A 26374-nucleotide genomic window follows, 5' to 3' on the forward strand; every position below is an offset into this window, starting at 1 on the left:
GCACTCGCCCCTACCTCGCGGTCGTGTCTACCCGCGTGATCTCTTACCGGCCGCCGACCGTCAGCGACCCGAACGGCACCTCCAGCACGGAGTCGGTGAGGTCCACGAGGGAGGTGGCGTTGCCGATCACGTTCCAGACCTCGACCTTGATCGTGCCGTCGGTGAGGTCTCCGAGGGCACCCTCCGAGCTCTCCATCGCGCGGTTCTGCGAGGTGTAGCGCTCGAAGCCGGGAACCGGGTCCGTCGCGAAGTACTGGTACGACTCCACCCGGTCGAAGGAGCCGTCGCCGTCCAGGTCGTAGGAGACCCGCAGCCGCGTGCCGTTGCCGACGCTCTGCCCGGCGTCCAGGCCGAGGTCGAACGCCGTGGGCGAGCCGCCGAGCTCGCCCGTGACGTGGTCCAGCGTGGCGGTGAGCCCGGTGGCCGGGTCGCCTACCGCATCGGGTCCCGAACGCGCGCCCAGCACGGCCGTGGCGTCGGAGCCGGGCTCCGGGGACAGGGCGCCGTCGGTCGTCAGGTAGAGGGTCGACTCGACCGGGTCCGGCGGGTCGGTCGGGTCCGGCGGATCGGTGGGGTCCGGCGGGTCGGTCGGGTCCCCGCCGTCGCCCGGAGCGCCTCCCCCGCTCCAGGAATGGGCACCCGAGGTGACGGTCCGCCCTGCCGGCACGGCCAGCGAGGTCCCGTCCGAGAACTCGACCGTGAGGGGCGACTGCGTGATGTTCGAGGCCACGTAGGTGCGCGCCCCGTCCTTGGTGAACACGGCCGCCACGGGAGAGTCCGCGGTCACCGCCGGGTCCACCGTGCCCAGTGCGGCGAGGTTCGCCGTCCAGTGATAGGTGTGCGCACGGCTCTCGCCCTCCTCGACCGGGTACCCGGGGTCGCCGTCGAGTGCCGCGAGCGCTCGCTCGCCGTCCCCGAGCGCGAGGTACGACCACAGGATGTCCTGCCAGACGGTCGGTTCGCCGCCGTTGGCCGCGACCATCTCGTCGTAGTTGGCGACGACGTCGTCGGGGCGAAGTCCCAGGTAGAGGTGGCCCCCGGTGACCGGCAGCGTGTTGATGCCCTGGATCATCTCGGGTTCACCGCTGAACCAGGTCGCGTACGCTCCGCCGCTGCCCCAGATCATGCCGACGGTGGAGTGGCCGAACTCCTCGGGCATGGCGCCCGCCTCGTCGAACCAGTAGTGCTGGATCGCCGCCGTCTGCGTGGCGTAGAGGTAGATCCCGGCATCCCGCGCAGCGTCGTCGCCGGTGGCGACACCCCACTGGATCAGACCGTTCGCGAAGTTCTGGCCTTCGGAGCTGGACTCCTGGTTGTTGCCGTTGACGAAGGCGCCGTGCCCGGCCGCCCAGTCGTGGCCGGCGTAGATGTCGAAGTCCCGGAGGTACGGGTAGCGTTCGTCAGCCCGGTCGACGTTGTTGGCGTCGGCGATCAGCTCGTCGACCATGCCGCCGAACTGCTCGTCGGTGGCCCACTCCGGGTCGAACCGGGCCAGCGTCGCGGCCGCGAGGACGAAGTACCCGTAGTGGAAGTGGTGGTCGTTCAGCTCTCGGTCCGACCCGTAGGCGGCGGGGAAACCCACCAGGGTGCCCCAGTCCTCGTTGTAGGCGAACAGGTGCTCCGTCTCCCCCGGGCTCGCCGTGAACCAGTCCGTGAGCGTGTCCTCGATCTGTCCGAGGGCAGTGTCACGGACGCCCGTGCGGCCGAGCTGGTCGGCGATCTCCGCGATCCGCACCGCGCGACCGAGCGCCTTGCCGGTCCAGTACGTGTCGTCGGCGTCGATGCTCATCGGGTCGCCGGCCTCGGCGTCCAGCAGGGCGTCCAGGCGGGCGTTCGCGTCGCCGTCCGACGTCGCGACCGACGGGACCTCCGGCAGCACGCCGGTGAACGGCGTGTGGGTCGTGAACGACGTCGCCCCGACCAGCGTGCTCATCGCGCCGCGCGCCGACGCGTACTCCCGGTCGGACTCCGCACCGCCCCCGGGCCCGTCGCCGGTGGTCTCCTCCAGGTACGCGGCCTGGTGCGGGTAGAGCGACACGATCGTGCCCTGGTTCGCCCCCTCGTGCGCCTCGGTCTCCAGGGAGTAGGTCGTGCGGACGACGCTGGTCGCCTCGTCGTACACGTAGTCGGCGCGGCTCCCGGTCACCTCGACGTAGGCGTACGGGGTGAACGCGTCGGCCTGGGCGGTGCGTGCCGCGTCGTCGGCCCCCGGCTCCGTGGGCAGCGCGGCGACCGAGAGGTAGCCCTGCCCGGAGAGGTCGCTGCGCAGCTCGCTGCCCGACGTCGTCCACGACGAGCCGCTCGGGGCGAACGCCACGTAGTCGGCACCGCCGGTGCTGAAGCCGACCCGGGCACCGTCGTCGAGCCACACGCGCAGGTCCGACCCGCCGCTGAGGACCGCGTCGCCGCCCGCCATCTCGAACCAGGAGACCGGGAGCCCGTGCCCGATCGTCGCGGTCATGGACCGGGTCCCGTCGTCCCAGGACGGGGTGACGGTCCAGTCGCTCCAGTCCGCGACCTCGGCGACGGAGGCGTCCAGCCCCGCGACCCCGACCACGAGGTCCTCGCTGTACGGGTAGTGGAACTCCCCGATCCCGCCGGGCGTCCCGTAGAGGGTGGGCTCCTGGGTGTAGGAGAGCCCGAGGCCCTCCGGGGTCGGCTTGTAGGACACGGGGTGCGCGTGCAGCGGCTCGCTCATCGAGCAGTCGAACTTCTTGAAGTTCAGGGACGACCACCAGTCGTTCGTCGGCACCGCCCCGTCCGGGGCCGAGTCGGTGAGGAAGGCACGGGCGTCGGTCGAGAGGGGGGCGCAGCCCTCGGGCGCCGGGCCGACCTGATCGGTCGTGTAGCTCCCCGCTCCCACGGGCGTCGGGTCGGCCGCCACCGCCGAGGCGGCGGTGATGGTCGAGAACGCGATCACGGCCGTGGTCAGGACGGCGACCCGCGAGCGCCGTCGCCGGGGCGAGGTCCGGGCGCCGGGCCGGCCGCTGCCGGGCGGCCGTGCCGAACCGGGGCGGTTCACCGTGGAGTCGTTCCTGGCAGAGCGATGGAACATCGTTGTCCTCTCTGGCTGGGCCACCCCACCGTCGGGGGGCTCCGCTCATGTCGTTCCCGCGTCGTCGAGGGCGATCAAGAACTGCGGCGTCTCACCGTGGCTGCTGCCGGCAGCAGCCCATGAGAGCGCTCTCAAACTGTGGCAGGCCGGCAACCGGGTCGTCAACCACCGCCCGCGGGGGCACCGCCACGGCCCGTACGGTCCGGGACGGTGCCGGACCGCGCGGGTCGTGCTCGCCGACCGCGTCCGCGGCACCGGCGAACGCGGCACCGGCACCGGCACCGGCAGCTACGGCACCGGCGACTCCAGGACGAACTCGACGGTGGTGGTGTTCCCGGCGACGTCGCGGACGACGAGGGTGTTGTCCCCCTCGAGGGCCCCGAACACCCCGGGTCGGACGAAGTTCAGGTCGGACCACACGTTGTCGACGAGGTCCTTCTCGACCCCGTTGAGCGTGAGGCGGTCGATCCTGCCGGCGTCGTACAGCTTGAACGAGACCTTGCTGTAGGTCCCGTCCGCGCCGCGCGTGAACTGCGCACCGTCCTTGACGGTCACGGTCGGGTCGGTGCCGTCCGTCGGCGTCGCCGTGACCGTCAGGTCACGAAGCCGTCCGGTGTTGTCGAACGAGCCGAAACCGACCCGCCCCTCCGGGAACGTCGTGTCGTGGGCCGTCAGGAGCGGGGTGTCCAGCCCGTCGACGTACACCGCGACGTCGCCGCCGTCCGCGCAGCGGACGAGCCGGACGCCGTGCCACTCCTCGTCCGTGACGGCGGGCGGCGCTCCCACGGACCCGTCCCACTGGTCGTCGATCCGTTCCCGGTCGGCCCCGTCGACCTTGAAGATGCCGTTGTGGGCGTAGATCGTGTTGTCCTGCGAGAGGTGGGCGTAGTAGTACTCCGTGTCCGACTGCCAGCCGAACACGAGGATCACGTCCCGGTTGTTCACGGACGCCGGGGCGTCGAGCCGGACCTCGGCACCGAGCGCGAACGAGCCGAGCTCGGGTCCCTCGGTGAGGACTGCGTACTCGAACGGCCGCCGGATGCCGTCGCCGGGGTCGGTCCCCGCCTCCGCCAGGACGATCTCGTCACCGGGGAACCGCCACCTGGCGGGTGTCCGCGGAGCCCAGTGCTCCTCGGCCATGACGTCGGTGGTCCGGTCGCCCTCGGGCGTGCACGAGGGCGGGGCCGGGGGCTCCACCGGTTCGGCCCCGAAGAGGGCGTACTGCGCGGCGATCTGCTCCGGCGTCGGCACGACGTCGAGGAACATGAGGTCGTCCGTCCGCCCGTCGAACGGGTTCGCCTCCCGCGTGTTCTGCGGGAAGCTGCCGCCGATCTTGAGGCCCGCCGGGTCGGTCGGGGAGGTGGCGCCGGAACCCCAGGGGTTCGCCGCCGTGTACTCCCCGTCCAGCTCCTCGCCGTTCATGAAGAGCCGCATCTCTCCGGCCCGGAAGTCGAAGGTGGCCGCCAGGTGCACCCACCGGCCCTGCTCGAGGATCTGGTCCCACGGCAGGTCGGCCGCGAACGTCCAGGATCCCCCGCCGTCGACGCGGCGGCCGAGGGCGACGAGCCGGAGCTCGCCGTCGACGGTGATGACCTCGAGCAGTGCGCGGACGGCGTGGCCGTCCGACGTCCCCGTGAGGATCCCGGCGAGCCCGATCGCGCCGTAGCGGTCGTCCGGGTCCGCCGTCCCGGAGTTCAGGGCCGGGTGCTCGCCGGTCGGTTTGAACCACCCCATGACGGCGGCCTCCTCGGTGCCGGCGAGGGCTCCGAGCGAGTCGACGCCCTCGGGGTCGTGGACGCCCGCCTTCCAGTCGTCGTCGGACGCCGTGCCCGGGCTCATCTGCTGGGTCTGCAGGGCCCGGCCGGCGCCGGGGTAGGCCGGGTCCGCGACCCGCATCTCGACGCCGCCGTTGACGAGCCCGATGTCCGTGCCCGACCATCCCTGGTCGGCCTCCGACGTCGGCGCGCCGGCGGCCGGATGGTCGAAGTCGTAGTGCGCGACGAGGTGCGGGGCGAGCTCCGGAAGGGCGACCGGCGACGACGCGGCGGCGCGGCGGGCCCCGGTCACCTTCCAGATCTTCCCGTCGGCCTTGGAGACCAGGTACAGCTCGCCGGAGGCGTCGGACCCGAAGCGCAGGTCGACGCGCTCGTCGCCGACCAGCTCCTGGAACGTCGTCTCCTGCCCCTCGTGGAAGACCCGCAGCTGCTCGATCTGCGCGAGGTCCTCGAGGGCGCCGTCGTCGCGCACCATCTCGTCCGCCCGGGTGGCGAGCACCCAGCCGCGCACGAGGTCGGTGAACAGGTACCGGCCCTGGAGCTCGGGGATCTCACCGCGGTACACGAAGCCACCGTTGAGCGCGACGCCCGCGTCGCCCGTCTGCCCCGGGTCACGGTTGTGGTCGTACGCCGCGACGGGGTAGGTGAAGCCGTTCGCGGCGTCGTCCGCGGGCAGGGGGTAGATCTGCCGGTTCTCCGCGACGAACGGGCCCTCGCGCTCGGACCATCCGAAGTTGTCCCCCGGTTCGACGGCGTAGACCGACTCGACCTGCCACTCGCCGATGTGCCCCAGGTACATCGTGTGGTCGCCCGCGGGGTCCCAGCTGATGCGGTGCGGGTCGCGCATACCCACGGCGTAGATCTCGGGCAGTGCGTCCGGGGTGTCCAGGAACGGGTTGTCCGCCGGGATCCCGTAGCGGCCGTTGGCGCTGTCGTCGCCCAGCGGGTCGATCCGGAAGATCTTCCCCTGCGGCGTGGTCAGGTCCTGCGGGTTACCGTTGCCGACCCCGTTGCCGCCGTCGCCGACGAGGAGGTACAGCATGCCGTGGTCGGGGTCGCCCTCCGCGGCGGTGGGGTCGAAGGCGACCTGCTGCACGGTGTGCACCCGCCCGCCGAACGGTACGCGCATGACCTCACGGCTGGTGCCCTCGAAGACCTCGGCCGACGGGTCGGTGGCGGTCCACTCGGTGACGACGCTGTGGAACGCCGTGCCGCCGTACTCCGGGAAGTCCGGGGTGTCCTCGGTCAGTGCGGTACCGCCCTCGGTGTGCACGGTGTAGAGCTTGCCGTTGTCCGCGAAGTCCGGGTGGAACTCGGCCGCCCCGAGCCCGGTGCCGAGGCCCGCGCTGTTGTGGAAGTTGTCGACGAAGGCGTCCCGCACGTTCAGGTAGGGCACGTGCGCGCCGGTGTCCCGGTCTACCGTGTAGAGGACCTCGTTGTTGTCGGGCACCATGAGGCGCCCCGAGCCGTCCGGGACCTCGTCGAGATGGGTGATGCGGTTGTGCCGCACCAGCCTCGGGTCCTGGGGAGCGGGCGTCGGCGCCGACGCCGGGAGCTGGGCGAGCTCGGTGACCTCGATGCCCAGCGTGGAGTGCGAGGGGTCCGGGAGCGGGTTGACCAGCGGGGCGCCCGGCCCGGTGCCCCCGGCGGCGCAGTCGGCGGGGTTGCCGGTCGGGAGGGCGAGGTTCTGGCCCGCCGTGTCGACGGCGACGTCGTCGAGCATCAGCCTGCCGGAGCTGCTCGCCCCGTTGATCCAGAAGAACCTGTCGAGGGCGCCGGAGACCTGCTGCCGGAACCCGAACTGCCGCTCCGACCCCTCCGGCAGGCGCGTGATCTCCTCGTAGGGGCCGCCCTGGCTGTAGACAGCGACCTCGTCGACAGCGTTGTCAGCGACGATCCACACGCACTGCCACGTGTCGCGGGACCAGGCCCCGGCGGGCTCGAACGCCCCGCCGTCCCGGACGAGCATGACGTCGTCGTTCTGGTTGTTGACGTACGCGCGGCTGTTCCCGTAGGTGGTCGGTGCGTCGACGTCCGTGAGGCCGAACGACGTGTCGACGCTCCCCGTGCGCATGAACCGGAAGAACAGCGTGCCGGTGTCCCCGTCGGCGATCTCCGGGACGGCGCGATGGGACCGTTGCCCGCCGCCGACCATCTCGAGGACCTGGTTGTTCGCGTTCAGCGGGTCGGCGACGACCCGCGCGGCCGACGACGCCGTCCACCCGTCCTGGCCGTCGAGGGCGGCCCGGTCGTACCCCTCGAAGCCGAGCGTCTCGGTGAACTCCTGCTCCGCGGACTCGTTCGCGCCGGCGGGCCCGCCGGCCAGGAGCGTCCCGACGAGAGCGGTCGCCGCGACGGCCGCCGTCGCGACCCGTCCGGCACGCGGGGAGAGCCGGGCGGGCGTGGGCCGCCGACGGCCGGGAGTCCGCTGCGGTGTGGTGTGCTCGTGCATCTGAGATCCTCTCAACGTCGTTGTCGATCAGGTCCGTGCCCTCCGCGTGCCGTACGCGGTCGGGTCAGCCTCCGGCGGGGAGCGTCGTCCCGGACGCCCGCCCGCCGAGGTAGAGCTCGGAGAGCTGCGGGTCGGCGAGGAGCTCGGGTGCCGGGCCGGTGATGTGGACCCGGCCGAGGTCCAGGACGCAGCCGATGTCGGCCGTCTCCAGCGCGCGCCGGGCGTTCTGCTCGACGAGGAGCACGGCGACACCCGCGTCCCGCATCCGGGCCACCTGCTCGAACACCGTCCCCGTCGTCTTCGGGTCGAGGCCCATCGACGGCTCGTCGAGCAGCACGACCCGCGGGCTGACCATCAGCGAGCGCGCGAACTCGACCTGCTTCTGCTGGCCGCCGGACAGGAGGCCGGCGAGCTGTTTCCAGCGTTCGCCGACGATCGGGAAGAGCTCCTGCACGAACGCCACGCGGTCGGCGACCTGCTGCTGGTCCCGCAGCGTGTAGGCGCCGAGCAGGACGTTCTCGGCGACGGTCATCTCACGGAACACGCTGTGCCCCTGCAGGACGTGCGCGAGCCCGGAGGCCAGCATCTCCTGCGGACCTTGCCCGGTGACGTCCCGGCCGCCGACGACGACGCGGCCGGAGCGCGGCTTGAGCAGCCCGCTCGCGACCTTCAGGACGGTGGACTTCCCCGCGCCGTTCGGGCCGACGAGGCAGACGACGGTCGCCGCGGGGACCTTGATCGTCAGCCCGCGCAGCACCATCGCCGCCCGGCCGTAGCCGGCCTGGACGTCGTCCAGCTCGAGGAGGTGCTCGGCCGGAGGGGCGGGGTTCGGCTCAGACACCAAGATAGGCCTCCAGGACTCGCGGGTCGGACTGCACCACGGCGGGGGTTCCCTCGGCGATGGGCCGTCCCCGGTCGAAGACGACGACGTGGTGCGACAGGCTCATGACCAGCTCCATGTTGTGCTCCACGACGAGAAAGGTGCGGCCCTCGTCGTTCAGCTCCCGCACGAGCGTCCCGATCCGCCCGATCAGCGCCGGGTTCACACCGCCGGCGGGCTCGTCGAGCATGATCGTGTCCGGGTCGCCCATCAGGACGCCCGCGAGCTCCAGGAGCTTCTGCTGGCCGTACGACAGGTTGCGTGCCTCGACGTTCTCGAGGTGGTCGATGCCGACCCGCACGAGCAGCGCGCGGGCCTTGTCGATCTCGTGCGGGTTGCGCGCGCCCCGGAGGAGGTCGCCGACCTTCGTCCGGCGGACCGCGACGAGCATGTTCTCCAGCACCGTCATCCGGGGCAGGATCCGGCAGAGCTGGAAGCTGCGGCCGATCCCGGCCCGGGCGACCTTGTGCGGGGCCCTGCGCGTGATGTCCTCGCCACGGAACGTGACCGTGCCCGCGTCGGGCTTGATCATGCCCGTCACGCAGTTGAAGAAGGTCGTCTTGCCCGACCCGTTGGGGCCGATGAGCGCGTTGATCCGGCCGGGCTGGAACGTCACGGTCGCGTCGCGCACGGCGTGCACGCCGCCGAAGGACTTCGTGAGCCCGACGGTCTCCAGGTTGCGCGTGGCGGGTGGTACGGCGGTCGTCATCGGGCCTCCTCCTCGGGGGTGGTGGGGGTGGCGTGGGGCGGACCCGGCCGGGGGGCCGCGGGCTCCGCCCCGTCCGGACCGGCACGCCCGGTGTCCGACGCCGCCCGGTTGCGCTCCAGCAGCTCCGCTGCCGTGATCTCACGGATGGAGGAGTCCTGCGGGCCGAACCGCCGGAGCAGCGACTGGAACGCCGGGATGATCCCGTCGGGCATGAAGAGCACGACGATGCCCAGCAGCAGCGCCGTCGCGACGAGGTGGAGCTGGGTGTCGCCGAACTCGAGCTTGAAGTACTCCAGCCCGCTGCCCACGATGACGGCTCCGAGGAGCGGGCCGAACAGGTGCCGCACGCCACCCAGCAGCGCCATGAGCACCATGTACGCGCCCAGCATGATCGAGAACTGGAAGATCGGGTCCAGGTCGCCGAACCAGAGCGCGTACAGGCCTCCGGCCAGCCCCGTGAACGTCGCCGAGACGACGTAGGCGACCAGCTTGTAGTTGCGGGTGGGAACGCCGAGCGCCTGAGCCTTGTCCTCGTCCTCGCGCACCGCCTTGAGCCCGGTGCCGAACCGCGAGCGGTCGATCACCCACCACGCGACGAGCATGACGGCCAGCAGCGCCGCGAAGAGGTAGAAGAACACCGCGTGGTGCTCCGGCCGCAGCAGGTCGGGGAACGGGCGGGGGACGACGAGCCCGTCCGACCCGCCGGTGAACGCGCCCCAGGCCTGGAACACGAGCAGGAGGATCAGCACGAACGCGATGGACACGATGACGAACGACGCGCCGCGTACGCGCAGCGCGGCGATGCCGACGGGGATCGTCACGACCAGCACGATCACCCCCGCGACGAGCCAGGCGGCGAAGCTGGGCAGGCCGGCGTCGCGGATCAGCAGGCCGGTGCCGTAGGCGCCGAGCCCGAAGAACGCCGCGTGGCCGAGCGAGACGTACCCGGTGAAGCCACCCATGAAGTTCCAGGCGGTGGCCGTGCACGCATAGCTGACGACGACGATGCCGGCGGACAGGATGTACGCGTTGGGCGCCATCGACGGGAACGCGAGAAACAGCGCGGCGCCGAGAACGAGGGCGACGACGCCCGCGAGGCGGCCCCACCGTCGCGGGGCGACGGCGGCCGGTCCGGGTGCCGTACCGCCGCGCACGCCCTGGGCGGACCGGGTCTCAGAAGCGTTGGGCAAGGCGACCTCCGAAGAATCCCTGGGGTCGCAGCATCAGCGTCGCGAAGAGGGCGACGTAGAAGATGGTCTGCGCCCACGTGGTGCCGAGCGGCACCTGGAGCAGGCTCTGGCCGATGCCCAGGACCATGGCGGCGATGGCGGCGCCGGGGATCGACCCCAGACCGCCGACCACGATGATCGCCATGAGCGGCCCGATCCAGTGCCAGTGCAGCGACGGATAGATCGTCGCGTCGAGGGAGAGGGCGGTCCCGCCGATCGCCGCGGTGGCGAGGCCGAGACCGAACCCGTAGCCCGCGACGCGGTCGGTCCGGATGCCGACGAGCTGCGCGGCCTCGGGGTGCTGGATCGTCGCGCGCAGGGCCTGCCCGAACCGGCTGTGCTTCATGAGCACGTAGAGCAGCGCGAGCGACAGGGCCGCGAGCCCGAACGCGACGAGCTTGACGACGGCGACGTGCGCACCGAACAGCTCGATGCTCGCACCCGAGTAGGAAAGCTGGATGCGGCGCTGGGTCCCGCTCCAGACGAAGCCGATCATGCCCTCGATGAAGAGGGCGACGGCGAACGTGAGCAGCACCGACATCATCGTGACGGTCGCCGGCCGCAGCCGCGTGATGAGCAGCCGCTGCATCCCGACTCCGACGAGGAAGAACAGCGGCACCGTCACGAGCAGCGACAGCAGCGGGTCGAGCCCGGTGCGCTCGTTGAAGTACCAGGCGAGGTACGCGGCCAGGATGAGGAACGCGGAGTGCGCGATCATCACGACGCGCATGACCCCGAAGTACAGGGTGAGACCGGCCGCCAGGAGGGCGTAGAGCCCTCCCAGCAGCACGCCGAGCACGAGGCTCTGGAAGAGGAGCGTCCCGGTCACGTGCTCACCACTCCGGCTTCGGGTGGACGAACCCGGCTTCCGACGAGTCGTCCGGCAGCACGATCTGGATCTCGCCGTCCACGTACTGCTGGATGAGGTGGGCGCCCTGCGGCTTGCCGGTGTCGTCCCAGCTCAGCGGTCCTACGACGGTCTCCACCTCGTTCTGCCCGAGCCAGTCGACCAGCTCCTGCTGGCACTCGCCCTGCTCGGCGCAGCCCACGGCCTCGACGGCCGCGGCCACGACCTGGCCCGTCGTGTAGGCGTTGGCCTCGTCCTCGCCGGGCGGGTTGCCGTGCAGCTCCGTGTAGCGCTCGACGAAGTCGGCGTTCGACGGCCAGCTCGCGGCCTCCGTGTAGCCCGTCGGGGAGAGGATGCCCTCGGTCTTGTCGCCGATCGCGGCGGCGAACTCGGGGTTCGTCGGTGCCGTCGAGAAGGCCGCGAGCTGTGGCTGGTAGTCGAGCTGCTGCAGGGCGACGATGAGGTTCACCGCGTCCTGGTACTGCGTCCCGCCGACGACCATGTCGGCTCCGGAGTCGTCGATCTTCGCGGCGATCGAGGAGAAGTCGGTGGTGTTGGGCGGGTAGACCTCGTCCACGACGACGTCGAGGCCGGCCCCGGCGAGCTTGTCGCGCAGGCCGTAGGCCGTGCCCTGGGCGAACGGGTCGTCCATCGCGGCGACTGCGACCGTCTGCGGTCGGTCGCCCTCGGGCAGGGCGAGGATGTGGTCGGCGAGGTAGTCGTAGTGGTCGCCCGCGACGGCGGGAGCGGCGTAGAACAGGTTCTCGAAGCCCTGCTCGAACACCTCGTCCGCGGCACCGGCCGGCTCGACGAAGAGCATCCCGTACTCCTCGGCCACCCGGGCGCTGGGCACCACGAGGCGCGTGGAGAACGGCCCGAAGACGAGGTCGACCTCGTCCTGCGCGATGAGCGCCTCGTAGTCCTGCACGACACGGTCCGCGCTGGACTGGTCGTCGAGGATCTTCAGCTCGACCTGGCGGCCGAGCAGGCCGCCGTCCTCGTTGACGAACTCCGCCCAGGCCTCGTAGCCGCGCTGGACGCCCTTGCCGGGCTCGGAGAAGTCACCGGTGAGCGGGAGCGAGATGCCGACGACGATCGGGGCGTCCTCGCCGCCAGACCCGGTGGTGCCGTCGCCGGAGCATGCGGTCAGCAGGAGCGCCGTCGCGGCCAGGCCGGCGACGGCGAGCGCCCCGCGGCGGGGGCGGTGCGAGGTGATCAGTGGGTACATGGAGTAGCTCTCCCTACTTCGTCGTAGTGAGGTCCGGGCCGCACCAGCGCGGACCACGGAGGGAAAGCGCTTCCGGTAAGCGCTTTCACGACGATACGGTACGGGCATGAACTGTGGCAAGCCTCACATCGAAGCTATTACCCCGTTCATGCGCCGCCCGGCCGGCGCCGGGTGAGCGGCACGCGGAGGCGCCGGCACGACGACGGAGCCCGGCCGCCCCAGCCCCGGCTCGTCGACGTCGCGGCCCGAGCCGGGGTGTCTCTCGCGACCGCGTCCCGGGCGCTGGCCGGGGGCCCTGGCGTGTCTGACGCCGTCGCCGCGCACGTGCGCGAGGTCGCGGACCTGCTCGGGTACGTCGCCAACCCGCACGCCCGCACCCTGGCGGGAGGGAGGACGTCGGTCGCGGGCCTGCTGGTGTACGAGATCGGCGACCCGTACTTCTCCGAGATCGCCAGCGGCGTCGTCGGCGTCGCCGTCGAGCACGGCTGGAGCGTGCAGCTCAGCCACACCGAGCGCGACGCGACCGCGGCGGCCGCGCAGATCCGTCTCATGCGGGCGCACCGGGTCGGTGCCATCGTGGTCGCCGGCTCCGGCTACGTCGATCCCGCGATGGAGGCAGAGGTCGCGCAGGAGCTCCACGCCTTCCAGGAGTCGGGCGGCCGCGCCGTGGTGATCGGGCGCCACCACGTGCGCTGCGACGCCGTCCTGCCCGACAACCGTGCGGCGGCCGCCGACGTGGCGCACCACCTCCTCGGGCTCGGGCACCGCAGACTGGCGATCGCCGCCGGCCCCGGCCACCTCAACACCGTCGCCGACCGTCTCGCCGGGATCCGCGACGCCGTCGCCGCGCACGGGCTCGCGTTCCGGCAGGTGCCGGTGGTGCACACGGCGTTCACCCGGGACGGCGGCCGCGAGGCCACGCGGCGGATCCTCGACGGACACCCGCGGCCCACCGCGATCCTCGCGCTCAACGACGCCATGGCGACGGGCGTGCTGTCGGTCCTGCGCGAGCGCGGCATCGCGGTGCCCGAGGAGGTCTCGGTCACCGGGTTCGACGACATCCAGGTCGCGCAGGACCTCGCCCCCTCGCTCACCACGGCGCACCTGCCGATGAGCGAGATGGGGGCGGCCGCCTTCGAGCTCGCGCTCCGCGCCCCCGCGGCGCGCCCGCGCCGCCGGGCGACCGGCCATCGGCTGGTCGCCCGGGACTCCACCGCCCGTCCCCGGGCGTGACCGCCCTGCGGCGGCGGGACCCTGACCACGGTCCCCGTCCCCGCGGCACGACCTGGCCGCCGGGCGCGGCACGACCCCGGACACGACGAGACCTCCCCCGGGCACGTCCGCGGCCGGTCACGCCCCGAGCGCCACGGCGAGGTCCCCGGGGGTCGTCACCGGCCGGTCGCACACGAAGCCCCGGCACACGTAGGCAGCCGCCCGCCCGTCGACGAGGGGCCGGTCGGCGAGCAGGGGCAGGCCCGGGGTGTCCGGCTCGCCGACGGCCACGACCAGCCCGGGCGACGTCGCGCCTCGTGCCACGCGCTCCAGGGCGGCGCGCGCCGCGTCGTCGTGCCCGACGACGGCGACCTGCAGCGGTCCGGCGGCCAGCGCCTCCGCGACGGCGAGCGTCCAGCCCGCGAACCGTGGCGCCTGCCGGGCGGGGACGCCCGCCGCGGCGACGGCCGTCTCGGCGGCCTCGCGGTGCCGGGCCGAGCCGGTCAGCGCCGCGTAGGTGCCCAGTGCACCGGCCAGCGACGACTGGCCCGCGGGCTCTGGCCCGTCGGTGGAGTCCTTCGGCCTGCTCACCAGGCGCTCGGCGTCGTCGGGCACGTCGAAGAAGCCGCCGTCACCGTCGCCGAACCGGGCCAGCGCGACGTCGAGCAGGTCGCCCGCGGCGTCGAGCCATCGCGCCTCGCCCGTCGCCTGGTGCAGCGCGAGGAGCCCCTCGGCGAGGTCGCCGTGGTCGGCCGCGACGCCGGCGGCGGTGCCGACGACGCCCTCCCGCGACGCCCGCCGCAGCCTCCCGTCGACCAGGTGGAGGCGCAGGACGAGGTCGGCGCACTCCCGGGCGCCGTCGAGGTAGGCGGCCACGCCGAGCAGAGCGCCCGCCTCCGCGAGGGCGGCGATCGCCAGGCCGTTCCACGCGGTGACCACCTTGTCGTCGCGGGCGGGCTGAGGCCGTGCGGAGCGCGCCCCGGCGAGCCGCGCCCGCACCCCGGGCCACCAGTCCGGGTCCGGGTCGCCGTGGAGCTGGAGCGTCGAGGTGCCGTGCTCGAAGGTGCCCTCCGGCGTCACGGACAGGACCTGCGCGGCCCGCGCGCCGTCGTCGGCCCCGAGGACGTCCGCGAGCTGCTCCGCGGTCCAGACGTAGGTGAGCCCCTCCACACCGTCGGTGTCCGCGTCGAGCGCGGAGGCGAAGCCGCCCTCGGGCGTACGCAGGTCCGCCAGGAGGAAGCCGGCGGTCTCGCGGGCGACGCGCTCCGCGAGCGCCGAGCCGGTCATGCGGTGCAGGTGCAGGTAGACGCGCAGGAGCTGGGCGTTGTCGTAGAGCATCTTCTCGAAGTGCGGCACGACCCACGCGGCGTCGACGGTGTAGCGCGCGAACCCGCCCGCGAGCTGGTCGTAGAGGCCGCCGCGAGCCATGGCCTCGCAGGTGCGCCCGACGACGCGGAGCGACTCGGGGTCGCCGGTGCGGGCGTGGTGGCGCAGCAGGTGCTCGAGCGTCATCGACGGTGGAAACTTCGGTGCGCCGCCGAATCCGCCCCGGGCCGGGTCGGCGTCCCGTGCCACGAGCCGTGCGGCGTGGCCGAGCGCGGCGTCGTCGAACGCTTCCGGCGGCTGCGGTGCGGTGCTGTGGGCGACGGCGTCGGTGATCGCCGTCCCCTGCTCCACGACGGCGTCACGTCGCTGGGTCCACGCCTCGGTGACCGCGTCGAGCAGCACGAGGAAGTGCTCGCGCGGGTAGTAGGTACCGCAGTAGAACGGCTCGCCGTCCGGGGTGAGGAAGCAGGTCATGGGCCAGCCGCCCTGCCCGGTGAGCGCGGTCGTCGCGGTCATGTAGACGGCGTCGACGTCGGGACGCTCCTCGCGGTCGACCTTGATCGCGACGAAGCGGCCGTTGACGGCCGCGGCGACGTCGTCGTCCTCGAACGACTCGTGCGCCATGACGTGGCACCAGTGGCACGCGGCGTACCCGACGGACAGCAGCACGGGCACGTCGCGCCGCCGGGCCTCGGCGAACGCGTCGTCTCCCCACTCCCGCCAGTCGACGGGGTTGTCGGCATGCTGCTGGAGGTAGGGGCTCGTCGCGGTCGCGAGACGGTTCGTCATGCCTCCAGCCTGGCACCCCTCGCCCCCGACAGCCCGCGGCCACGGGGCTCGGCCACCGGCTGCGGCCACCGGGCGCGCGGCGACCGCGTGCGGCATGGCCGCCATGAGGGGAGCGAGCCCGGCGTCGTGCGCTCGCCCGGACCGTGTGGCGTCGTGGGTCCGACGCGTCACCGGTCCGGCATCTCGTGGCGGCCACGCCTGTCTCGGCCGACGTACCGGGTGCCGGCCCCGGAGCCGACCAGGGATCAGCAGATGTCGAGGTACCAGCCGTCGTACCAGTTCGCGGTGGACGTCTCACCGGGCGCCCACGTCTTGTAGGTGGTCCCGTTCACGTTCTTGAGCCGCGCCGTCGCCGGAATCCGGGTCTGATGGTTGTACGCGGTGCGGGACGTGTCGAGGAAGTCCGACAGCGAGCGCTGGTTGCAGTTCTTGAGGCTCCACACCGAGTAGAGACCGTTCGGCTGGCGCTGGAAGAGGCAGAACTCGTCCACCAGGCACCAGTCGCCGGTCACCAGGGCGTACGCGTTGCTGTACGAACGGTCTCGCAGGACGTACTCGCCCGAGTAGATCGGCGTGATCGTGGGGTTGCCGGCCGCGGCACCCACGTCGGCCCCGGCAGCCGTCGTGAGGTCACGGTCCTGCGGCGCGGCCGCGTCGGCGGTCGGGGCGGTCACGAACAGTGCGACCACCATGGCGACTGCCGCGAGCACCACGGTCGCGCGGGAGCGGGTGGTCGTTGCTGCGTGCATGTCATTCCTCCTCGTTCTCAGTGCTTTCAAGACGGGCATTCACTGCCCGGTGTCCTGTCCGGATCACGGAAACGACGTTACGAGCGCGGAGGAATGCGGGAACGTGGTTTCGCCGACGCGAAAAGAGTTCGGTGGAGCCCGAACCGCGTTGCCGGAGATCTCGATGTCAGGTAGGCCGTGTCGTACCCTCGGCGCGGCGGCCGCTCGCTCCGGCGCCGGCAGGTTATCCCCAGGGGCGACGGCGACGCGTCGCAGACGGCTCCGTCGGGGTATACGGTCGTGGCGGCCCGAGGAGGATTTCATGATCAGCGACGAGAACCCGGTCGACGTCAAGCCCCGCTCCCGCCAGGTGACCGATGGCCTGGAGGCCACCGCGTCCCGGGGGATGCTGCGCGCCGTCGGGATGGGTGACGAGGACTTCGCCAAGCCGCAGATCGGCGTGGCGAGCTCCTGGAACGAGATCACGCCCTGCAACCTCTCGCTCGACAGGCTGGCGAGCGCGACCAAGACGGGCGTGCACGCCGCGGGCGGCTATCCCCTGGAGTTCGGCACCATCTCCGTCTCCGACGGCATCTCCATGGGCCACGAGGGCATGCACTTCTCGCTCGTGTCCCGCGACGTCATCGCCGACTCGGTCGAGACGGTCATGCAGGCCGAACGCCTGGACGGCTCGGTGCTGCTGGCCGGGTGCGACAAGTCGCTGCCCGGGATGCTGATGGCGGCCGCGCGCCTGGACCTGTCGAGCGTGTTCCTCTACGCCGGCTCGATCATGCCCGGCTGGGTCAAGCTCGAGGACGGCACGGAGAAGCAGGTCACGATCATCGATGCCTTCGAGGCGGTCGGGGCGTGCTCGCGGGGGCTGATGAGCCAGGGCGACGTCGACCGGATCGAGCGGGCGATCTGCCCGGGTGAGGGTGCCTGCGGCGGCATGTACACCGCGAACACGATGGCGTCCGCGGCCGAGGCCCTCGGCATGTCGCTGCCCGGGTCTGCGGCGCCGCCGTCGGCCGACCGCCGGCGCGACACGTGGGCGCACCGCTCGGGCGAGGCCGTCGTGAACCTGCTGCGCCACGGCATCACCGCACGCGACATCCTGACCAAGGAAGCGTTCGAGAACGCGATCGCCGTGGTCATGGCGTTCGGCGGGTCCACGAACGCCGTGCTGCACCTGCTGGCCATCGCCTACGAGGCCGAGGTCGACCTGACCCTCGACGACTTCTCCCGCGTCGCTCGCCGCGTACCGCACCTGGGCGACCTCAAGCCCTTCGGCAGCTACGTGATGAACGACGTCGACCGGATCGGCGGCGTCCCGGTGGTGATGAAGGCGCTGCTGGACGCCGGGCTGCTGCACGGGGACGCACTGACGGTGACGGGACGCACCATGGCCGAGAACCTCGCCGAGATCGCCCCGCCCGACCCGGACGGCAAGATCCTGCGCGCCATGGACGACCCGATCCACCGGACCGGCGGCATCACCATCCTGCACGGGTCGCTCGCGCCCGAGGGCGCCGTCGTGAAGTCGGCCGGCTTCGACTCCGACGTGTTCGAGGGCACCGCACGCGTCTTCGAGCGGGAGCGAAGCGCGCTGGACGCCCTGGAGGACGGGACGATCCAGGCGGGCGACGTCGTCGTCATCCGCTACGAGGGCCCCCAGGGCGGCCCCGGCATGCGCGAGATGCTCGCCATCACCGGCGCCATCAAGGGCGCGGGCCTCGGCAAGGACGTCCTGCTCATCACGGACGGCCGGTTCTCCGGCGGCACCACCGGGCTGTGCGTGGGGCACATCGCGCCGGAGGCCGTCGACGCGGGCCCGGTCGCCTTCGTGCGCGACGGCGACCGCATCCGGCTCGACATGGCCGCCGAGACGCTCGACCTCCTCGTGGAGCCGGACGAGCTGGCGGCCCGCGCGGAGGGCTGGGCCCCGCTCCCCCACGGCTACACGCGCGGGGTGCTCGCCAAGTACTCCAAGCTGGTCCAGTCGGCCTCGAAGGGGGCCGTGCTCGCGTAGAGGGGCGGTGCGGGGCATCGCCGAGGCCGAAGGGGGTCGTCACCACGCGACGCCCCGCCCGAGAAGGTCGAGTACGGCCGGCCAAGCTGTACAGCGCGACAATGGCCCCATGCCCGCCATGACGAACCCGATCGAGCGCCTCCGCACGCGGGTGGGCGAGACGATCTTCCTGCGTGTGGCCGGGCAGGACGGCTACGCCACCCGCGACCGCATCCACCTCACGCCCGGGCCGCGCTGGTTCCCGGGCGGCAGCGCAGCGCGGGTCGTCCACGCCGACGCCGCGACGTTCGCCGGCGGGCTGCGCGCCCTGCTGCTGCAGTCGCTGCACCCGCTGGCCATGGCGGGCGTTGCCGGGCACTCGGGCTACCGCAGCGACCCGTGGGGACGCCTCGCGCGCACCTCCACCTTCCTCGCCTCCACGATCTTCGGCACCGCCGAGGAGGCACAGGACGCGGTCGATCGCGTCCGCTCGGTCCACGACCGCATCCGCGGCAAGACGGCCGACGGCACCCCCTACCGCGCGAGCGACCCGCACCTGCTCACCTGGGTCCACGCCGCCGAGGCGGACTCGTTCCTCACGGCCCACCAGCACTTCGGCGCCCGGCGCCTCAGCACCGCGGAGGCCGACGAGTACGTGGCGCAGCTCGGCCGGGTGGCGGAGGCCGTCGGGGCGCACGACGTACCGCGGACCGTCGCAGAGCTGCGCACCTGCCTCGACGCGTACCGCCCGGAGCTGCGCCCCACGCCCGAGGCGCTCGACACCGTGCGGTTCCTGCTCCACGAGCCGCCGCTGCCCGGCCCGGTCCGCCTGCCGTACGCGCTGCTCGCCGCCGGCGCGGTCACCACCCTGCCCGCCTGGGCCCGCGCGCAGCTCGGCCTGCAGCGCCGGCCCGACGGGGGCCCGGCCCGGCTGGCCGGGCGGATCGCCGTCGGCGCCATCCGCTGGAGCCTGGGCACGACGACGGTGCCGGGCGGGGCCTGATACGGCTGACCACCGCACGACGGCGTGGCCGGTACCGGTCGACGGAGCGGCGGTTCACGCGCCCGGGCGCACGATGTCCAGCGTGTAGGTGGTGCCCCGGTTGCGGTCCACACGCCACCTCGGGCGGGACTCCTTGTTCCGGGGGAAGGTGAACCCGGCGTCCGAGACGGCGCGTTCGAGGTCGGCCAGCGTGAACCCCTCGACGACGATGTCCCCGCGCGGCGCCCATGCCGTGGCCGGGGTCGCCGCCCAGACCTGGCAGGAGGCGAGGGTCGAGCCGGCATCGGTCAGCGTGACGCGCAGGGCGACGACGCCGTCGCGCAGCAGCCATCCGTTCACGAACGTCGCGACGCTCATCACCAGCCGGGTCCACCGGTCGGCGGCGACGGCGTCGTCCTCGGCCTTGAAGCCCTTCGTCATGTCGTGCTCCAGTCGCTTCGGGGTGCAGTGACTTGCGAGCGACGGTCTTCTTGCCGTCGTCTTCCACCTTGAGGTACCGAAACCGGCAGAAGTGCCACACTTGTGTGGCAGCCACCCCTAGAGTTGCAAGTGAGGACGTCCCCGGGCGTATGGTGTGAATTCCCTTCCCGCCGACGTTTGGGATACCGATGGACGACGAGCTGATCGGCAAGCGGATCAAACAGCTCCGGCAGGCACGCGGCGTCACGCAGGTCTCGCTCGCGCAGGAGGCGAAGATCAGCCTGTCGCTGCTGCGCAAGATCGAGCAGGGCGACCGGGACGTGTCCCAGCCGGTGGCCGCGATGGTGGGGCGGGTGCTGCGCGTCGACGGGAGCACGCTCACCGGGCAGCCGTACGACCGGGAGGGCGCGTCGCCGGACCACATCCACAAGCTGATCCCGGACCTGCGGCGGGCCCTGAACCGCTGGGACCTCCCGCCGTCGGACCTGGACGCACCGCCGCGTGCCGTGGGCGAGCTCGCGCGCGACGCGCAGCACGTCGCCGAGCAGCTGCAGCACGGCCGCAACTCCCAGCTCGCCGAGATCCTCCCGCCCCTGCTCACCGAGGCGTTCGGGATGGTGCACACCTGCGACGACGAGCAGGACCGCGCCGTGATCGCCCACGCGCTGCTCTCCTACACGCACGCCGCGCACACCGTCGCCCACCAGACCGGCTACGAGGACCTCGCGGCGAGCGTCGAGGACCGCATCCAGTGGATCGCCGCCCTCACCGACGACCCCGCCGCCGCCGGCTTCGCCGCCTGGATGCGCACCACCTCGCTCATGCGCGACGGCCTCTACGACGGCGCGGGCCGGCTCCTGGACACCGTCCGCACCCGGGTCGACCCCGGCGGGCGGGACGACGCCGCGCTCCTGACGGTGGGAGCGCTGCACCTGCGGTCCTCGCTCATCGCCGGCCGCGCCGGCGACCTGGACGGGGCGATGGACCACGTCGAGGAGGCGCACCGCATCGCGACCCACCTGGACACCGACACCGACAACGACTGGGCGCACCTGGCGTTCGGGCCGTCGAACGTCGCGATCTACCGGGTCGCGTGCGCCGTCGAGTCCGGGGACGGGCCGCGGGCCCTCACGATCGCCGACCGGACCCGCCTGCCCGCCCACCTGGTCACCCGGCTGCCCACCCGGGTCGCGCACCACAACCTGGACCTCGCACGCGCGTACTTCTGGCAGGGCATGCACGACAAGTCCTTCGACAGCCTCATGACCGCGCGCCGGACGGCGGCGCAGCAGACCCGCCACCACCCCACGACGCGCGAGGTGACCAGCCTGCTCGTGCGCGCCCACCGCCGCAGCAACGAACGGCTCGCCCGGTTCAGCGCCTGGCTCGGCCCGGGTGACGACGGCGACTGGTGATCCTGCCGGCCGCTGCGCCTCGCGGCCGGCGCCCCTGCCGGCGGGCGGCACTCCCGGCCGACGGGCCCGCTACCGCCGGGCGAGCCGCGGGACGCCGAACCAGAGCCCCCCGAACACCAGCCCCACGCTGACGGCGGCGACCGCGGCCGGCACGGGTCCGACCACGATGTCGAACACGAGCAGCATCACCGCCGCCGACACGATGCCGAGGCCCGCGAGTCCCAGGCGCGCGCAGAGATCGGCCGTCCGCACCAGCCACTCCCGCCTGCTCTGGCGGAACAGGATCCGGTGGAACGCCACTGGTGCGACGATCACGCACGTGGTCAGCACCGCGGCGACCAGCACCCCGAGGTAGAGCATCCGCTGGTGGTCCTCGAGGTCGTCGAACCGTGCCGAGAACGGCACCGTGAGCAGGAACCCGGTGAGGATCTGGACGCCGGTCTGCATCACGCGCAGCTCCTGGAGCAGCTCGTTCCAGTTGCGGGTGAGCCGCTCCGGGGAGAGCTTCCGGTCCGATGTCGACATGGACCGACGGTAGCCCAGGCCCACCCGCCGACGGCAAGGCCGACCGGGGCGCGGGCACGACGTGATCGACCGGCCGGCACCGCGGCACGGGAGCGCGCGCCCCCGAGGACGCCAGCGGCGCCGCCCCCTCGGGAGCGGCGCCGCCGGCGCCTCCAGGTCAGCGGCCCGTCCTCACAGGTCCCGGCACTGGCCCAGATGCTTGCCCCGCACCGTGTTGGGCGCACCGTTGTTCGTCGGCGGCGGGTCGTTGCGGACGCAGACCAGCGTTCCGGTGATCTCGTTGTCCCCGATCACCGGGCCCTCCGACCGGGACACGGTGACCGGTCCGATCACCCGGTTGCCGGCGCAGTCGGCCGCCGGGTCGCCGATCGTGACTCCCGCGCTGCGGACGACGGTCAGCGCGCCCGTCATGCGCGCGTCGCACACCTGGAGCTCGGATGCTCTGGTGGCGCGCACCAGCGCGAGGATCCGGGAGTCGGTGACCCGCAGCCCCGCGCCGTCGGACACGGTGACCCGGCCCACCACCGTGGCGTCCGTGATGCAGGTGGTGCCTTCGGTGACCGAGACCCCGCCCCGGTGCCGGCCGGTGATCACCTCGTCGCAGGGCGCCAGGCCCGTCACGGCGACGTCGGCGGACGCCACCGCCGAGGCGTCGAACGGGTCGGACGTGACGTGCTCGGCGGTGTTGGTGTATGTGCCCGTGATCGCGTCCGGGTCGACCGTCACCTCGTACGACAGCGTGACCGGCTCGACGCTCGGCCCCACGTGGTCGAGGCAGACGCTGCCGCCCTCGGTGAGGGCCGCCGACGGGTCACCCGCGTTCACGACGGCGGTGCCGAGCGTGCCCGCGAGGTTCTCGACGCCGACCGTCGCCAGTCCCGGCAGCGTGCCGAGCTCGCCGTACTCGAACGTGATCTCGGGCCGGTCGTCCGCCACCGAGCTGTAGATCCAGGCCTGGAACTTCCCGACGGAGTTGGACAGGTCGGCCGGGTCGGCACCGTACGGCAGCGGGTCGTCCCACTGCACCACGGCGACCTCGCCGCCCGAGGTGGCCAGCCGCACGCCGCGGTCGTTCGCCAGCGACAGCTCCAGGTCGGACCACAGCGGTGCGATCACGCCGTTCGGCGCGGCCGCGGCCGGGACCGCCTGGGGCTCCCAGGGGCTGCCGCCGTACCCGCCGGCGACGGTGATCAGGCCGTCGTCGGTGACGACGAGGTTCGGAGACTGGTCGGAGTAGTGCGGGAACGGGCCGATGTTCGAGAACGCGTTCACCGCCGCGCTGTCGCCGTCGAGCGAGCTGAACCCGATGCCCACCGAGCCGAGGTCGAGGAACCCGGCCCACGCCGCGCACTGGGCGCTCGTCTCGGGCGTGGACGCCTCGTAGGTGCCCGCGACGCCCACCGCGGTGGGCATGTCGACCTCCCACGTGATGGTCTGCCCGTCGACGACGCCGCCGCCGGTCACCGACCCCGGGTCGATGCTCAGCCCGTCGGGAACGGTGTCGGTGACGGTGTAGGTGAGGTCCTCCGGCGTCACGTTGGGCTCGACGGTGAGGTCGTACCCGATCGTCTCGCCGATGGCGGCGGAGTCCGTCGACGCGGTCTTGGTCACGTCGTCGGCCACGCGGGACAGCCTGACCGGGACCTCGCCGATGTCGTCCGGCGTCTCCGGCGAGCTGCCGAGCACGACGGTGCCGAAGAACAGGTCACCCTCGCTCGCCTCGGGCAGGTCCCAGTGCACGCGCACGTCGTACGGCTCGCCCACCGGCACCTCACCGTCGGGACCGACGACGCCCGCGTTGCCGACGGCCGCGGACGGGACCACTGCCGTGGCGAGCGTGTGCGTGTCCGGCTGGCTGTCGCTGCCGCCCCAGTTCTGGACCAGGACCCACCAGGTCCCGGCGTCCGGGTCGGGGACGTCGCAGGCCTCGGCCGCGGACCCCGTCGTCGAGGCGCACACCTGGGTCTCGGCGCTCGGCGTGCCGCCGGTGCCCACGAACAGGTCGAGGTCCGGCGCCGTGGCCTGCGTGATCTCCGTGACGAGCCGCTCGGCGTCGCCGGGCACCTCCAGCGTGGTGACCTCGACCTGGCTCAGGTCGTCGTACGGCGAGCCGTTCGTCGGGTCCTCGGCGAGGGAGCCCTCGTGCAGGTCGGCGGCGACCAGGCCGTGCACGGAGCCGGTGAGGTCGGACACGGCGACCGACCGGATGTCGGTCACCGCCTGGGAGCCGGTGTCGCGGCGCGTGGTGATCCCGATCTCGCCGGGCAGCACCGCGGCGGCGGGGACGACGGCGACCGGCAGGGTCACTGCCGGGACGTCCGCGTCGCTCGGGGTGAGCGTGATCCGGCCGAACCGCGTCTCGCCCTCGGGAGCACCGGCCACGTCCGCGGTGACGGAGATGCCGAGCTCGTCACCCGGCGAGACCGTGTCCGCGGACAGCGCGACGTCCAGCGCCAGCCCGTCGTCGGCGACCGCCGACGCCGCCCACGTCACGCCCTCGGGCGCCGACGGCGGGGCGACCGCCGTCCGCTCCCAGGAGCAGGTGGCCAGGCACTGGCTGTCGGCGAAGGACGGCAGGTTGAGCGACTTGGGGTCGCCGCCCGCCTCCGGGTCGGCGGCCAGGTAGTTCGCCGGGGTCTCGTCGAACAGCAGGCCCGCCGTCGCGGCGGCTCCGACGTCCATGTGGCCGCTGCCCTGCGCGTACGGTGTGGCCGACGTCCCGTCGTGGTTCAGCACGCTGGTGCGCGCCGTCGTCATGAGCGCGGACTGCTGCTCGGCCGGGGTCCAGTCCGGTCGGGCCTGCGTCAGCAGCGCGCCGGCACCCGCCACGTGCGGGCTGGACATCGACGTGCCCGAGATGATGCCGTACTCCACGTGGTCGTACGCGCCGCCGGCCGCACCCAGGGCGGCGAGGATGTCGACGCCGGGCGCGGTGATGGACGGCACGATCGTGTCGACCGCGCGGTTGGGGCCGCGCGAGGAGAAGCTGGCCATGACGTCGCCCAGGGAGTCGTCCACGGTGAACGTGGTGCCCGTGACGGCGGCGGTGTGGCCGGTGCCCTCTTCCAGCCAGGTCTTCAGGGTCGTGGCGTCGTCGTACCCGAGGAACACGCCCGGGACGGCGTACGCGTCGCCGAGCACGGAGTCGCCGTTGGGCTCGTCGTTCGCGAGCACGTAGCCGACGGCGCCCTGCGCCGCGACGTTCTCCGACTTCTCGACCCGGCCGTTGGTGCCGCGGTCGCAGATCACGATCCGGCCGGTGTAGTCGGTCTCGTGCCCCGTGGTCGTGGTGCACTCCGGGTCGCCGAACGCACCCGCGTAGACGATCTCGGTGGCGGGCAGCGGCCCGGTCAGGGACTTGCCGGTGAGGTCCGGCAGCTCACCCGCGCTGCCGGTCAGGCCGGCGAGCGTGTTGAACGCGTGGCGGTTGTGCGTGGAGGCACCGACAGACGTGAGCCACGGGGCGTCGGCCGGGGAGCCGGTCGTCGCGATCCCGGGGCCGTCGTTGCCGTTGGAGGTCGCCACGAAGATGCCCGCGGCCCGGGCGTTGAGGAAACCGAGCGCGTCGAAGTCGTTCCACAGGTCCGACGGCGAGGACGAGCCGATCGAGTAGTTGATGACGTCGACGCCGTCGGCGATGGCCTGGTCGATCGAGGCCGTCAGGCCGGCGGCGGTGCAGCAGCCGCGGTAGCTGATGACGTTCGCGTGCGGCGCAACGCCGGAGACGTCGAACGTCGGCGGGTCGGTGCCCTCGGGAGCGGTCGGCGTCACGTCGTCGACCACGTTGCCGCCCGACGTCGAGGCAGTGTGGGAGCCGTGACCGTCCTCGTCCAGCGCGCTCCGGTCCGCGTCGGACAGGAACCCGTAGGCGCCGATCAGCTTGCCGTTGCACGGGAAGTCCGGGTCGTACTGGTCGGTGTTCGACGGGTCGCACACGCCCAGGTAGTTCCCGGCGCCCAGCGGGTTGGTGTGCGTGTAGCCGTCGTCACCGGTCTCGGCGAACGAGGGGCTGCCTGGGTGGATGCCGGTGTCGATGGTGCCGATGACGACGCCCTCGCCCTGGTAGTCCTCCGGCAGGCCCAGCTCGTCGACGGCGTCCCACAACGCGTCGGCGTTGCTCCAGACCGGGCCGGCGTCGGTGTGCAGCTCACGCTCCTCGTCGAGGGCGATGTGCTCGACGGCGGGGTCCTTGGCGATCTCGGCCGCCTCGGCCGGGGTCAGGACGGCGGAGACGCCGTTGACGGCGAACCGATAGGTGAACGGCACGTCGACGTCGTGGCCGACCGTGCGCTCCATGCGGGTGACGAAGTCGTCCTGCTCCGCCTCGAGGAACTCGGTGTACTCGCGCACCCGGGGGCTCGACGGGTCCAGCGTCCTGCCCTGCCGGGCGGCGGTGGCGTCCAGGCCCGCGACGCCGCCGCGATAGGTCGGCACGGCGTCGTCGGCCAGCCGGATCAGGTAGGTGCGTTCCGCCCTGCCGCGGCCGAGGTCCAGCTTCTGCATGGCCGGCGCGCGCTCGACACCCGGCTGCGGGACGGTCTCGGCCGGCGTGAGGCCCTCCGCGACGAGCTCCCGCGGGCCGGACTTGTCCGCCCCTGGCGGAGCCGGTGGTGGGACAGCGACGGCCGCGGGCGCGAACGCCGCGGCCAAGGCTGTGACAGCCGCTGTGGCGAACAGGGGCATTCTGGACCGGTGTGACATCTACGGCTCCCTTGGTGGGCAGCGACGGAACGTTCACGTACAGGTGCCCGCTATTCCTTGCGCAGGTCAAAG

16 protein-coding genes are annotated in these 26374 nt (G+C 72.7%); 4 read left to right on the forward strand and 12 right to left on the reverse strand.

The window, feature by feature from the left end:
* Nucleotides 1–43: 43 nt before the first annotated feature.
* From ACYU96_RS13165 to ACYU96_RS13195, 7 genes are all read right to left on the reverse strand, one after another.
* Complete coding sequence (locus tag ACYU96_RS13165; RefSeq protein WP_460754014.1) at nt 44–3055, reverse strand: glycosyl hydrolase; 3012 nt, start codon at nt 3053–3055, stop codon at nt 44–46.
* A 288-nt stretch (nt 3056–3343) separates the two neighbouring features.
* Nucleotides 3344–7282, reverse strand: a complete 3939-nt coding sequence (locus ACYU96_RS13170; RefSeq protein WP_460754016.1) for a PQQ-dependent sugar dehydrogenase — start codon at nt 7280–7282, stop codon at nt 3344–3346.
* Nucleotides 7283–7346: 64 nt separating this feature from the next.
* On the reverse strand, nt 7347–8123 hold the full coding sequence (locus ACYU96_RS13175) for an ABC transporter ATP-binding protein (protein ID WP_460754018.1): 777 nt from the start codon (nt 8121–8123) through the stop codon (nt 7347–7349).
* A complete protein-coding gene (locus ACYU96_RS13180) occupies nt 8116–8871 on the reverse strand; it encodes an ABC transporter ATP-binding protein (protein WP_460754020.1) in 756 nt (251 codons plus the stop codon). The genes ACYU96_RS13175 and ACYU96_RS13180 overlap by 8 nt, the downstream gene beginning before the upstream one ends.
* The gene (locus tag ACYU96_RS13185) at nt 8868–10061 is read right to left on the reverse strand and encodes a branched-chain amino acid ABC transporter permease (RefSeq protein ID WP_460754023.1); all 1194 of its coding nucleotides are present in this window, start codon (nt 10059–10061) and stop codon (nt 8868–8870) included. Before ACYU96_RS13185 ends, ACYU96_RS13180 begins: the two co-directional genes overlap by 4 nt.
* Nucleotides 10045–10929 carry a branched-chain amino acid ABC transporter permease gene (locus ACYU96_RS13190; RefSeq protein ID WP_460754025.1) on the reverse strand — a complete coding sequence of 295 codons (885 nt, stop codon included), beginning with the start codon at nt 10927–10929 and terminating at the stop codon, nt 10045–10047. Before ACYU96_RS13190 ends, ACYU96_RS13185 begins: the two co-directional genes overlap by 17 nt.
* A gap of 4 nt (nt 10930–10933) precedes the next feature.
* Nucleotides 10934–12175 (reverse strand): amino acid ABC transporter substrate-binding protein, encoded by a 1242-nt coding sequence (locus ACYU96_RS13195; RefSeq protein ID WP_460754028.1) that lies wholly within the window; start codon nt 12173–12175, stop codon nt 10934–10936.
* 171 nt (nt 12176–12346) lie between these two features.
* Between ACYU96_RS13195 and ACYU96_RS13200 the strand changes: the two genes are divergently transcribed.
* Complete coding sequence (locus tag ACYU96_RS13200; RefSeq protein WP_460754031.1) at nt 12347–13408, forward strand: LacI family DNA-binding transcriptional regulator; 1062 nt, start codon at nt 12347–12349, stop codon at nt 13406–13408.
* Nucleotides 13409–13525: 117 nt separating this feature from the next.
* Here the strand turns inward: ACYU96_RS13200 and ACYU96_RS13205 are convergent, their stop codons facing one another.
* Nucleotides 13526–15502, reverse strand: a complete 1977-nt coding sequence (locus tag ACYU96_RS13205; RefSeq protein ID WP_460754034.1) for a thioredoxin domain-containing protein — start codon at nt 15500–15502, stop codon at nt 13526–13528.
* Nucleotides 15503–15747: 245 nt separating this feature from the next.
* Nucleotides 15748–16251: a hypothetical protein gene (locus tag ACYU96_RS13210; RefSeq protein ID WP_460754037.1), complete on the reverse strand. Its 504-nt coding sequence runs from the start codon at nt 16249–16251 to the stop codon at nt 15748–15750.
* Between the two features lie 301 nt (nt 16252–16552).
* On the opposite strand from ACYU96_RS13210, the gene ilvD reads away from it, so the two are divergent.
* Nucleotides 16553–18259 (forward strand): dihydroxy-acid dehydratase, encoded by a 1707-nt coding sequence (gene ilvD, locus ACYU96_RS13215; protein ID WP_460754040.1) that lies wholly within the window; start codon nt 16553–16555, stop codon nt 18257–18259.
* Nucleotides 18260–18368: 109 nt separating this feature from the next.
* On the forward strand, nt 18369–19241 hold the full coding sequence (locus tag ACYU96_RS13220; RefSeq protein WP_460754042.1) for an oxygenase MpaB family protein: 873 nt from the start codon (nt 18369–18371) through the stop codon (nt 19239–19241).
* Between the two features lie 54 nt (nt 19242–19295).
* On the opposite strand, the gene ACYU96_RS13225 is transcribed toward ACYU96_RS13220, so the two are convergent.
* Complete coding sequence (locus ACYU96_RS13225) at nt 19296–19661, reverse strand: hypothetical protein (protein ID WP_460754045.1); 366 nt, start codon at nt 19659–19661, stop codon at nt 19296–19298.
* 188 nt (nt 19662–19849) lie between these two features.
* On the opposite strand from ACYU96_RS13225, the gene ACYU96_RS13230 reads away from it, so the two are divergent.
* Entirely contained in the window at nt 19850–21076 is a 1227-nt protein-coding gene (locus tag ACYU96_RS13230; protein ID WP_460754047.1) for a helix-turn-helix domain-containing protein, read from the forward strand.
* A 69-nt stretch (nt 21077–21145) separates the two neighbouring features.
* Here the strand turns inward: ACYU96_RS13230 and ACYU96_RS13235 are convergent, their stop codons facing one another.
* Together ACYU96_RS13235 and ACYU96_RS13240 are read right to left on the reverse strand one after the other, a co-directional pair.
* Nucleotides 21146–21601: a DUF6328 family protein gene (locus ACYU96_RS13235; RefSeq protein ID WP_460754050.1), complete on the reverse strand. Its 456-nt coding sequence runs from the start codon at nt 21599–21601 to the stop codon at nt 21146–21148.
* Between the two features lie 171 nt (nt 21602–21772).
* Nucleotides 21773–26302, reverse strand: coding sequence for a S8 family serine peptidase (locus ACYU96_RS13240; protein WP_460754052.1), 4530 nt, complete (start codon nt 26300–26302; stop codon nt 21773–21775).
* Nucleotides 26303–26374 lie beyond the last annotated feature (72 nt).

Source organism: Myceligenerans cantabricum (assembly GCF_054777735.1).